The 12,603-nt window shown below is 52.7% G+C and carries 6 protein-coding genes; 2 read left to right on the forward strand and 4 right to left on the reverse strand.

The window, feature by feature from the left end; all coding sequences use genetic code 11:
* The first annotated feature begins 2 nt into the window (after positions 1 to 2).
* Entirely contained in the window at positions 3 to 1,856 is a 1,854-nt protein-coding gene (locus HGH92_RS20740) for a PQQ-binding-like beta-propeller repeat protein (protein ID WP_168872658.1), read from the forward strand.
* Between the two features lie 49 nt (positions 1,857 to 1,905).
* Here HGH92_RS20740 and HGH92_RS20745 read toward each other — a convergent pair whose 3' ends face one another.
* From HGH92_RS20745 to HGH92_RS20760, 4 genes are all read right to left on the reverse strand, one after another.
* A complete protein-coding gene (locus HGH92_RS20745) occupies positions 1,906 to 4,383 on the reverse strand; it encodes a leucine-rich repeat domain-containing protein (RefSeq protein WP_168872659.1) in 2,478 nt (825 codons plus the stop codon).
* Between the two features lie 4 nt (positions 4,384 to 4,387).
* Positions 4,388 to 5,524, reverse strand: a complete 1,137-nt coding sequence (locus HGH92_RS20750; RefSeq protein ID WP_168872660.1) for an AAA family ATPase — start codon at positions 5,522 to 5,524, stop codon at positions 4,388 to 4,390.
* Positions 5,525 to 5,557: 33 nt separating this feature from the next.
* Positions 5,558 to 6,784 (reverse strand): VWA-like domain-containing protein, encoded by a 1,227-nt coding sequence (locus HGH92_RS20755; protein WP_168872661.1) that lies wholly within the window; start codon positions 6,782 to 6,784, stop codon positions 5,558 to 5,560.
* Between the two features lie 72 nt (positions 6,785 to 6,856).
* Positions 6,857 to 7,756, reverse strand: coding sequence for a hypothetical protein (locus HGH92_RS20760; RefSeq protein ID WP_168872662.1), 900 nt, complete (start codon positions 7,754 to 7,756; stop codon positions 6,857 to 6,859).
* A gap of 173 nt (positions 7,757 to 7,929) precedes the next feature.
* Here HGH92_RS20760 and HGH92_RS20765 point away from each other — a divergent pair, with 173 nt between their 5' ends.
* Positions 7,930 to 12,570: a DUF3320 domain-containing protein gene (locus tag HGH92_RS20765; protein WP_168872663.1), complete on the forward strand. Its 4,641-nt coding sequence runs from the start codon at positions 7,930 to 7,932 to the stop codon at positions 12,568 to 12,570.
* Positions 12,571 to 12,603: the final 33 nt, after the last annotated feature.

Here is a 12,603-nt window from a genome sequence, read left to right on the forward strand (position 1 = left end):
TAATGAAACAATTTTTCCTGCTGAGCACCCTGACAGTGTTGACACTATGCCGGACAGTGACAATGGCCCAAAACGCGTTCAAATTTGCGCTGATGACAGACATCCACGTGGGCAGCGATCATGCTGCTGAAGACGTACAGCGCAGCGTGGCCGACATCAATCAAAACCCTTCCATCGCTTTTGTGATCATCTCCGGAGACATTACCGAATTTGGCGCTGATGAAGAACTAAAACTGGCCAAACGGCTGCTGGACAGCCTCAACAAGCCCTGGTACATCATTCCCGGCAACCATGATACCAAATGGTCTGAAAGCGGCGGCAATACCTTCCGCCGCGTATTCGGCAACGAAACGTTTTCGTTTAAGCATGGCGGCTATTGGTTCATCGGTACCAACTGCGGTCCCAATATGCGCATGGGCCCCGGACAGGTGCCCCGCGAAAATGTGGTGTGGCTCGATAACTTGCTGAAAACAAAAGATACCACCACGCCCATTATTTATATCAACCACTACCCGCAAAACGCTGACCTCAACAACTGGTACGAAGCCCTCGACCGGCTGAAGCAGCACAACGTTCAGCTGGTCCTCTGTGGCCACGGCCATACCAACAAAACATACGACTTCGAAAATATCCCCGGCGTAATGTGCCGCTCCAACCTGCGCGCTAAAGACAGTATTGGTGGTTATAATATCATCACCGTGGCCAACAACCAGGCTACTTTCGAAGAAAGGACGCCACTGATCGGTAAAAACCGGCAATGGACGGTCCAACCGCTGAAAAGCCATCACGCCCGCTACGACACGGCCCCGTTTGAACGCCCGTCCTTCGCGATGAACGACTCATTCCCCGGCGTAAAAGCCCTCTGGACTTTCCAGGACAACAGCGATATCGGCTCCGGTATGGCCGTGGTGAAAGACCTGGTGATCTCTACCAATACGGCAGGCGAAGTTTATGCGCTGCAGGCTGCCAACGGAAAAAAGAAATGGACGTTCAAAACCGGCGGTAAAGTATATGCCACGCCGGTAGTAACCGGAGACAACATCGTGGTGGCTTCTTCCGACCATTATATCTATTGTATCCAGGCTTCCAACGGTAAACAACGGTGGCGTTTTGAAACCGGCAAACCAGTAGTGGCCAGTGCTGAGGTGGCTAACGGTATCGCCTATGTGGGCGCGTCCGACGGGCATTTCAGGGCCATCAACGTGGCAACGGGCAAACTGGTGTGGGAATTTTCCGGCGTGAACGGCTTCGTGGAAGACAAACCACTGGTATACCAGGGTAACGTGTACTTCGGCAGCTGGGGCAACGATTTTTATGCTCTCGACGCTGCTACCGGCGCACTGAAGTGGAAATGGAACAACGGCGCCTCCAACCGCATGTTTTCCCCTGCAGCCTGCTACCCGGTGGGCGCACAGGGCAAAGTATTCATCGTGGCGCCGGACCGCTACATGACGGCATTTGACAGTCAGACCGGCAGCGTTATCTGGCGTAAAACAGTGCCAGGTGTAAGAATGCGTGAATCCATCGGGCTGGCGGCAGACAGCAGCCAGACTTTCATCAAAACGATGGACGGCAACCTCTACGGGGTGTCTGCCACCGCCGATACCATGCAGCTGCTGTGGAAATCACCGATCGAGATGGGCTATGAACTGGACCCTGCGGCAGCAATAGAGCGCGATGGCGTCATCTTCACGCCTACGCATTCGGGCGTGGTGTACGCGGTTAACCGTAAAGACTATACGTTACTGTGGAAACATAAGCTGTCCAACTGCCTGGTAAACGCGGTACTGCCGATAGGCAACCGGAAAGTGCTGGTAAGCACCATGGACGGGAAACTGGCCTGTATAGGGTACTAACTGTATGGCATATATGAAAAGAGCGGGCACATTGCCCGCTCTTTTTTATTTAGATGTACATACCGCCCATCTTGCCTTTAGGAAGCGGATTGTTTTTTATTTTCCAGAATAACCGGCCATAGTTGTCAGCGCCATGTTGGTTAAAGTCAGGGTGAATGTGGCTGATCTGGTTGTTACTGAAATCAGCATTATGGATGAAGATGTGTGCCATATGTGCCGGCAGTTCAGTCAGCTGATTATTCTGCACCCAGAAATCATCAAAACGGGTATTAGCGGCTATTGGCGGCAGTTCGCTAATCTGGTTGTGATGAGCATAAAAATCGGTCAGCGCCGTTACAAATATAGACGGATGTAGTTCTGTTAGCTTATTATGAGAGATATCCAGTGAACGCATGGCAAACCTGCAGCCTGTCATGTCAAAGGAGGTCAGTTGGTTGCGGGACAGGTTCAGCTGGCCCCATGATATCGGTTCTCCTTTCGCTGCAATTGACAATTGAGCCATATCAACCACTGATATTTTATTGGAACGTAACAGTAGCCAGGACAACTTGCGGTTGCCGAGGAAATAAGGGAAGTCGGTGATCTGGTTGTTACTGAAATCCAGCTGGTCCAGCTTCGGTAAACGCATCAAAGCCTGGGGAACGGCTGTCAGCTTGTTGTTGCGGGCTTCCAGCAGGGCCAGTTGCTGCATGTCAAACACCGCTTCCGGAATGGCTGGCAGCTGATTGTTGCTTAGCTTAAGCCCTAAGAGGCCTTTCAGCGACTTTAACCAATCCCAGTTTTTCAGCTTTATGCCGGTAGCGTCCAGTGATTTCAGGTGTACCAGTGATTGCAGCGAATCTTCCACCGCCAGCGTATTGTGGGCTATCTCCAGGGTTTCCAGCTGTGTCAGCGTACCGATGGAGCCCGGGATGGTGATGTGGCAGCTATTGAGCCGCAGGTGCTTGACATTGGGCATCTCCGCAAAGATGGAAATGGCCGCATCGATATTAAAGCCTTCACAGCTTTCAAAATCCCAGTCGGTGATCTGTGTAAAGAAAGCTATTTCCGGCGGCAGCGTAATGTTGGCAACGCCTTTCATGCTGAAAGAGCTTACACGCACTTTGCTGATATTGTTGTTGGAACCGGCCACCAGCTGGTACATCAGACGAAACATCACTTCGTCTACATCCTGGCTGGCCACTACCCGCTGTAATTTGGCACTCACGTTACCGCCTACACGCAAAGAAATTTTATTGTTTTTTACCTGTTGCCGGAAAGCCTGTGAACCGTATTTGTCATACAGCTTCTCTGCTTTTTTATGGATCGTTTTATCGGGATGGGCCAGCATCACTACGGCCAGCAATGTCTGGATGATTTTGTTGGCGCCACCTGCTTCGATGATCTCAAATGCCAGCTGGTAGTTGTCTGGGTCGTTGGAGGCGAAGAGGCGCAGCAGCTGCGTATTGGCGGCTTCATTATCGTCCTGCAGCAGCCAGTGGTCATCTTTGCTGATCAGCACTTCATTGAGCTGGTCGGTGGTGATAACAAGGCAACCGGCGTCCAGCAAAGGCATCAAATCTTCCATGGTGGTGTCTGTGCCAATAACCACGATAGTGTTGTTGTCTGCCTGTTTATTGTTGACAGCAATACCATATTGCTCCAGCTTTTCATTGATGGATTTCTGGCTTTCTCCTTTGGGCTTGGCCAGCAAATGAAGATTAGGATGCTGTTGGGCGGCGATAGCATCGGCCAGTTGATTGGGCAGCAGTGCATTTACGGCAGGTATCACTTTCAGGTATATACCAAATAGCAGCTGTAACTGAAGCGCATTATAGGTTTTGTCTTTCACCTTCAGGCGAAAGGCAGGTAAACTCTCCCGGAAAGCGTAGTGTATCTGTACTTTATGGGTGGTGGCCACACATAAAGGTGTTTTATAAGGCTCCGAGCGCCAGAGACCATTGTAGCTGATGTCTATCTTTTGCAGTTTGTCCAGCAGCGGCATATTTTCCGGGGACAATAACTGGTAGTAATCATCTCCGGTGACAGTGATGTGCAGTTCACGCAGGTTGGGCAACGCTGCTACAAGGGCCATCACTTCCGGAATATTTCCTTTCATTTTGTCATTGGACAGCGTCAGTTGTGTCAGCTGTTTTAGCTGAAACAGGTTGTCCGGAAAGGCATTGCCGCGCCAGTTGTCCAGGTCCAGGATACGAAGGTCTGGCAGCTGTGCCAGCAGCGACAGTCCTTTATTAAGGTCCATATTGCCGTTGCTGAGACGGACGCTTTGCAGCTGTTGTAATTGAATGAATTCCTCCGGCAACGCCTTTATTTTGGTACCTGAAATATTCAGTGTTTTCAGCTGTTTCAGGGAATAAATGGAGCCAGGCAGCGTGGTCATGTTTTTAACATGCAGCGCTACATGTTCAGTGTTGGGATATTCCAGGAAAATATCGTCCGGGAGCTGGTCTATTTCTCCGTTCGTATCCCATATATCCAGATTTTTATCGTTTCCGTAGCGGATATATTTACTTAGGTCTTGCATCATCACATTACATTTTGGCGAGCAGCAGTTTGGCTACTTCGGGTATACTGTACAGTTTTTTCAGGCTTTTGTTGGTGGCATTTACCAGGTCCTGCGCCATGGCCAGCCGCAGGTCGTTGGGGATAAAGCCCAGTAAGATAAAGGCTTTGAGGTTGGCGAAGGCTTTGTCGCTGAGTTCTTCTTTGGTATTGAGCAGGTGGTTGGTCAGCCTGGTCATTATTACGGAGAGGATGTCCATGCGTTTGGTCTGGCCGTCTACCAATGCTTTGATCTGTCCTTCCAATATCTGGAAATTAGGCGCGTTCAGAATATCCTCCGGCGCGATAAGTTTATCGAGGTCCATGTTCACGAAGGTGATGAACGCGGTGGTGGTGGCTTCGTCCAGACAGCCGTCGCCCAGCATTTTCACAAGGTCGAGGTCTGCACGCAGGTCGGTAATAGTTTCGAGCGACTGGAAAAACTGTACCAGTGAGCGCGGCGTGGTACGGGTGCCGGTAACTACTTCCGGATAGGCGAGAATGAAGTCGATACCACGCGGATCGATGCCGGCATTTTCTGCCCAGCGCGCCCATGTTTTTACGTCAAACTCCATGGTGACGTGCATCATACGGGTAAGCATGGCGTCGTCCATGGTGGAAACGGAATAGTCGCCGCCATCAGGATTGGCGGTGAGTATAATGATCCATCCTTCGGGGAAACGCCAGCTGACCAGCTCATAGTTCTGCAGCAGTTGCATGATGCCCCGCAGAATGCGGTCGTCGGCGCGGTTTACGTCGTCTATCAGGAATATGCCGGGACCGGCTTGTTTGGGTACCCAGTCGGGCGCCACAAACTGGGTAGCGGCATTATCGAGGTGGTGAGATATTTTAGGCATCCCCAGCAGGTCGCCCATTTCCTCAAATTGTGCGGGGGCAATATAGGTGAACTGGTAACCTTTGCGCTGGGCGAAGTCGCGTACCATTTCTGTTTTGCCGATACCGTGCAGGCCCCAGATACAAATGGGAGTAGGCCTGCGTTTGCCGGCATGTTGGGGGTTATCAAAATGCTGATGGGTCACATGTTCGAGCATTCTCTCCACCTGTTGGGCATTGACTTTTGTTCCGTAGGTGATGTAGTTGAATTGCGGTGTTTTTGTTGTTGCCATAATTTGTTCGCAGTTCTCGGTATATATTTTTTTTCAGGATGATATTAATTTGGCTTTTCTGCCCGGGAGTGCCCGGAATTCTTCAGAATCGCCTGCGATGCCACCGTGGCTGATCACCCACAACAGCGGGAAACGGGCCGTGACAGTGGGTGCGGGGGCAACGCCATCGGTAAAGTAGATCAATCCGTCGGGACGGAAATTATCATTGCCGTATTCGATCGGCGGATTAAAATCGGTGCCACCGCGGCCCATGATAAATTCCGGTGGCACGCCCTTGTAGGCATACACGCGCTGTACGGTAGCGTCGCACTCGAGCACCTGTATTTCAGCGCCCTGCCGCCAGATATGATGCACTTCATTAAAGAAGGTAGAAAGCTCTTCCCTGTCAATACTGCCGGAAGTATCTACCGCTATCAGCAGTTTTTTCTGTTTTCGTATTTTGATGCCGGGATTGGTGCCAAAGCGTTTGGACGGGCGTTTGAGCGTGCTGCGTACTTTCGTTTTGCTGCTGCTTTCAGAAAAGATTTTGATCACCCGGCGCCAGTCTACCAATGGTTTGCTTTTCAGTAATATAGTATCCAGGTAAGACCTCAGTGAGGCCGGTAATTTGCCATATCCTTTTTGGTTGGTCCTGTTGCGCGCGATGCCAATCAGGTTGTCTATTTCCAGGCTGGTCAGTTCTTTTTCAAGCTGGCTGCGTTCAAAGATCTCTCTCCACTGGCGGTGCCGGTCCATACCATGCGACGCTTCGGAGATAGCGCACAACATGCGCGCGCATTCGGTGTCTTTGTAGATGGTGTCTATATTGTCGCGCAGGTGTACCAGTTTCTCGTAGTAGTAGCGCCAGGTCTGGTCTTTTTCAAACTGCAATTCCGGAAAACCCTCCATGAACACCGATTCCACCGGCAGGTGCGCACGGTCGATGTACTGGTTGACCACAATGTCCATCGCGATGTTGACCAGCAGGCGGTCGGCCGTTGGTTCATGCACCAGCGTATGCTTAAAAACGATGTGCAATACTTCGTGTTTTACCACACCATAACGGTGACGTTTATCCGTAAAAAAGTGGTCCCAGAATGTCGGGTTGATATAGAGGGTGTGGCCCCGCTCGCGCAGGCCTACGGCCATGGTCTGAATGTCGGAATCGGGACTGGTGACTTCCTTATTGATGGCAGCAAAAAAATGGGAATAGAAAGGCTCCTGCATCAATAGTTCTATGCTGGTCCGGGTAACTTCTTCCAATATTCTTCTATGGTCCATTATTGTTGGCGGGGTGTTTTGGGACAGCAAAATATAATAAAAAGGTTAATGCACAAAAGCGGGCAAATGATTTTAGGCGTCCGTCAACAGGGTAATGCCCGTAGTGGGGCCCTGCTGGCGGAGAACAGACTGCCGGTCTGTGGCCAGATTGACTTCCCGGATATATCCGCCGAGGTCTGTCACATAGGCTTTGTTGTCTTTTTCATCCACTGTCAGGCCGATGCCTTCCTGCAAGCCGGTAACCAGTACGTGGTGATTGATGAGCCGGCCGTCTCCTGCGATGGTAGCGCTGTTGAGCGAGTTGCCGTTGGGTGGCGCGCCACGGTCTGTCCAGTACAACCGGCCGCTTACCGCTCCAAATTCCAGGTCAATGGGTTCCGGCAGCTGATCGAGCAGCAGCGTGATATCTGTTCTGTTATCGGCCGTTTGTCCTTCAGGAATATTGATACCAGCCCGGAATATGCGTCCTTTCCCGCCTTTGGCGGGACCTTTCTGCGTCCAGTAGATATGTTGGCGCGATGTGTCCAGGGCGATGCCTACACAATGTCTTTCCACCTCCAGCCGGTCCTGTTCGTTCCGGCCCCGTCTGACCAGCGTTTCCAGACCAGTGCCGTCCATCCGGCAGCGCATCACCGCCATTCCTTCGCGATCGCACCAGTAAAGGAATCCGTGTTCCGGGTCTCCTGTCAGCTGTTTCGGCGTGGTGACGGCGCCGTTGCCGACTAGTATCCGGTGTTGTTCCCCGTTGAGGTCACAACATTGAATGGAGCCATCTTTCGCGGCAAATTCCTCTTTCTGGTCTGTCAGGTTTCCCATATTGGTCCAATATAGCAGCCCGTTGGCTTTATCCAGCCAGACACCATCAGGAATACCATCGGTGATCGTGAAGATGGTCCGCGGGGGCGCATCGTAGAGCGGAAATTCTATAATAGTGGCAGGACGGGCCTGCAGGGTGATCAAGGATTTTTTCATGGATTATTTTTGAGATCGTTGTGAAAAAAACTTCCGGTGATTTCTTTTAAAAACAGATAGGCAGGATCTTTGTTCGAAAGGGCGCCGGTACCATGTTTTGCGGGAATCAAATAATTCCCGCCGCGCACCGTTAATAGGAGTATATTTGCAACGTTTTTATTTGCCAGGCTATTATGATTGCATCCATATTGACCAGGCTGGAGTCGTCCCGAAAAGAGCTCCTGGACCTTGGAATGAAGAATCCCCTTTTAAACTACAAGTTATCTGCCAGCAAAGGGCTACATATTGTTGATGAAGTATCGGCCGCCGTTTATGCGTTGCTGGTAGCAGAAAATAAAACGCTGACGTTCCTCGACCGTCCGGACAAAAAAGCCGGGCAGCCTGACCTGATGTACCAGGAACAGCCGGCTGCCGGCGGAAAAGACACCGTGCATGACACCCGGCTGCAAACCAATGAGTCGCAGGTAAACCTGCACACCCGTTTGCTGAACACCTATTACGCCGCCAGAATGAGCCTGGAAGAGCAGGGGTTCAATATCCTGTACCTGTCGCTCGGCATGCTGCAATGGTGTGAAGCGGGCAGTACTGAGCCGCGACTGGCGCCACTGGTGCTGGTGCCGGTGCAACTGGACCGTTCGGACGTCCGTGAACGTTTCCGTTTGAAATATACGCTGGAAGAAGTGGAGGGCAACATCTCGCTGGAAGCGAAGATGAAAACGGATTTTAATATCAGCATCCCTGCCTTGCCGGAAACGGAAGATTTTAATATCACCGAATATTTCAATGCCGTGGCCGCGGCCGTAGATGGCATGCCTAACTGGAAAGTGGAAGCTGACGCCATTGAGCTGGGCTTTTTCTCTTTCGGGAAATTCATGATCTACAACGACCTGGATGCCGCCAACTGGCCGGGCGATAGCGGCCCGCTCACCCATCCGGTGATCAACAGCCTGTTTGGCGGTGGTTTTTCAGATAATCAGCCTGGTATTCCGGAAGATGCTTTTATCGATAACGAACCACGTGCCGATGAGCTGTTCCAGGTGGTAGATGCCGATAGTTCGCAGATTCATGCGATGCTGGCCGTACAGGAAGGCAAACACCTCGTGATACAGGGCCCTCCTGGCACGGGTAAATCACAGACCATCACCAATATTATCGCCGATGCCGTAGGCAGAGGGAAAAAGGTATTGTTTGTAGCAGAAAAGATGGCCGCGCTGGAAGTGGTGAAGCGCCGTCTTGATAATATCCAGCTGGGAGAAGCCTGCCTGGAGCTGCACAGCCATAAAGCCAATAAAAAAGAATTACACCAGGAGCTGCGCCGGGTGCTGGAACTGGGACGGCCTTCCGTGCAAAAGCTGCGCGAAGAGGTATTGTTGCTCAACACGCACCGGCAGGAGCTGAACGAATACTGCCAGGCGGTGAATGAGCCGGTAGGGCAGAGCGGCCTTTCCGTACATCAGATCACCGGCTATCTGTTACGTATAAACGAAGATATCGCCGGCAGGCAGCTTCCGGTTATTACGCCGCCGGACATGGCCTCCTGGGACGCTGCGGCCATGAACAAGGCCACGGCCATGGCTCAACGAATACAAGCCTGTTTAAGTGAAGCCGGCATGCCATCGCAGCTGCTGTTCCTGGGCAGCCGGTTGAACGTGCTATTGCCGCACCAGCAGGAGGCGCTGCAACGGCAGTTGCAGGACACTGCCACCGCTTTACAGGACCTGCAACAGTCCCTTACCGGCGTAGCCGGGAAGATGGGGTTGCAGGCGCCGGAAGACGTAACTGCCATGAAACAGCTGATACATGTCTGTGACCTGTTGTCGCGCAAACCGGACCTGAGCGGCCTGAACGCCGGCAACAAAGCGTGGTTGCAGCAGCAGCAGGATATCATCTCCTGGCTGGAAGCGGGCCGCCGCCTCACAGCCATCCATCAGGCATACCAGGACATCCTGATACCGGAAGCATTTTCACAGGACCTGATGGAAGTGCGACAAAATCTGCTCGCCCACGGCACCAAGTGGTATAAGTTCCTCATCGGCGCCTATAACCGCAGCAACAAACAACTGGCGGCATTGTGCAAAGGCGCATTGCCCAAAGACAATACCGAGAAGCTGCAATATGTAGACAGTATTATGGAATACCGCCGGCACGATGCGCTGTTACAGGAGCATGCCGCCCTGGCACGCGACCTGTTCGGCACACGCTGGCAGAAACACCAGACCGACTGGGACGCGCTGGACACTGCCACTGCCTATATAACGGACATGCATAAACGTATTTCCGCCGGCACCTGTCCGGAGGCTGTGCTGGACTGTCTGCATAAAAACATAGACCCTGCCGTGGCTGCGGCCGACCGCGATGCCCTGCAGCAGGCAAGCGATAAAACCGCCGGTTTGCAGGCAGCCGTATTACAACAACTGGAAATGCGGGACTACCAATGGCCTGCTGCCTTCGCCGCTGCTGCGCAACAGCTGGGCACATGGAAAGACAGGTTGCCGGAAATCCACCATACCATTGCCTGGAATAATATCACGGAAACGGCCACACAGGAAAATTTATCCTGCCTGATCACACCGTCAACAGACTGGCCGGAAGCGGCCCGTTTGCTGAAGACCGTCTTACAAAAGACATGGTACGAATACCTGCTGGAAACCGCTGTGAAAGCACATCCTGCGCTACGCCGCTTCGACAGGGCGGGACACGAAGAGCTGGTACAGCAGTTCCGCCGCCTCGACGCGATGAACCTGCAGTATAACCGTGCCCGTGCCGCCCTCAGTCACTGGGAGCAGATGCCGCGCATGGAAGCGGGCGGCCAGGTGAACATCATCAGAACAGAATTCAATAAAAAAGCCCGGCATATGCCGGTGCGCAAGCTCATGAAAGAAGCCGGCCTGGCAATACAGGCCATCAAACCGGTGTTCATGATGAGTCCCTTGTCCATCGCCAACTTCCTGCCGCCGGCCACACTGGAATTTGACCTGGTGATATTTGACGAAGCCAGCCAGGTAAGGCCTGTGGAGGCGCTCGGCGCTATTCTGCGCGGCAAACAGCTGGTCGTGGTAGGTGATACCAAACAGCTGCCGCCTACCAGTTTCTTTGATACGCTGACCAAAGAAGTGGAAGACGAAGAGAACATCACGGCGGACATGCAGAGCATTCTCGGTTTGTGCGATGCCCAGGGCGCGCCACAACGCATGCTGCGCTGGCATTACCGCAGCCGTCATGAATCGCTGATCACTTTATCGAACCATGAATTTTATGAAAACAAGCTGGTGATATTCCCCAGCCCCGGCTCCAAAGACAGCCGTGGCCTGGTGTTCCATCATCTTCCTGATACCGCTTATGACCGTGGTAAAACGCGTTCCAATCCTAAGGAAGCAGAAGCAGTGGCCGACGCTGTGATGGAACATGCCCGCCGTCATCCGGGACTGAGCCTTGGCGTAGTGGCGTTCAGTACATCTCAGCGGGAAGCAATCACCGTAGCATTGGAAACACGGCGCCGCAATAATCCAGAGCTGGAATCCTTTTTCCGTCAACATGCCGACGAGCCTTTCTTTGTGAAGAACCTGGAGAATGTGCAGGGCGATGAGCGTGATGTGATTTTCATCTCTATCGGTTACGGCCGTACGGAGGAAGGTTATGTGGCCATGTCCTTCGGCCCGCTCAACAACGAAGGCGGTGAACGCAGGCTCAACGTACTGATCACCCGTGCCAAATCACGCTGTGAGGTGTTTACCAACCTTACCGCAGATGATTTGGACCTCAACCGGACGCAAAGCGCGGGTATCGCGGCGTTGAAGAACTTCCTGTACTACGCGCAGCACGGACGGCTCAATATGACGGTGGAAACCGGTCTGCCGGCAGACAGTCCTTTTGAGGAAAATGTGGCAGCCAGGCTGGAAGAGAAAGGGTATATCGTCAGGAAGCAGGTAGGCTCCCGCGGTTTCTATATCGACCTGGCTATCGTGGATCCGGACAATCCCGGCCGTTATATCCTGGGTATTGAATGTGATGGCGCTGCCTATCATTCTGCCCGTTCCGCCCGTGACCGCGACCGTTTGCGCCAGCAGATGCTGGAGGCCATCGGATGGAAGATGTACCGCATCTGGAGCACCGACTGGTTCCGTAATCCGGGGAAAGAACTGGACAGGCTGGTGGCGGCGATAGAAGCTGCTAAAACAGCACTCTCCATGGACGATGAGGACGCGCAGGAGGCAACACCTGCCGCAGCTGCTCCTGAACTGAAAAGGGAAGTGGTGGAAGAAGATACCGACGAAACGCAGATGTATGAAATAGCCACGCTGCCGGAAGAAATCCGGGACCAGGAGTTTCATGCCACGCCTATTGGCAGCCTGTGTAACTGGATAGAGCAGGTGGTAAACATAGAAAGCCCTGTACACTTCGATGAGCTGGCCCGCCGCATGGTGGAGGCAGCCGGTATTACGAGGGTAGGCCCGCGCATCCGGGAGATACTCCGTCATGCCGTAAGACATTCCGACGCCAGTAAACGCATCAAGATAAAAGGGCAATTCCTGTGGCATACCGCCCTGCCCGAACCGGTAGTGCGCAACCGCAGCCTGTTGCCGGCTGCCGCCCGTAAGATCAACTATATTTCGGTGGAGGAAATGGGCGTAGCGCTGGAAAAAGTGGTGAAAGACGCCATTGCCATCCAGCGGGAAGATGCAGTGCCTTTTATCGCTAAAATGTTTGGCTACAGCCGTGTAACAGAAGAGATGAAAGAGGAAATCCTCAAGGCGATTGATGCCGGCATCGCCAATAACGTGGTGCAGCTGGAAGGCGATCTGCTCAAAGCATAAACGAACAACGAGTGTATCAGAATCGGACATGTG

Origin of the sequence: Chitinophaga varians (genome assembly GCF_012641275.1) — a bacterium.
In the GTDB taxonomy this organism is placed as follows: Bacteria; Bacteroidota; Bacteroidia; order Chitinophagales; family Chitinophagaceae; genus Chitinophaga; species Chitinophaga varians_A.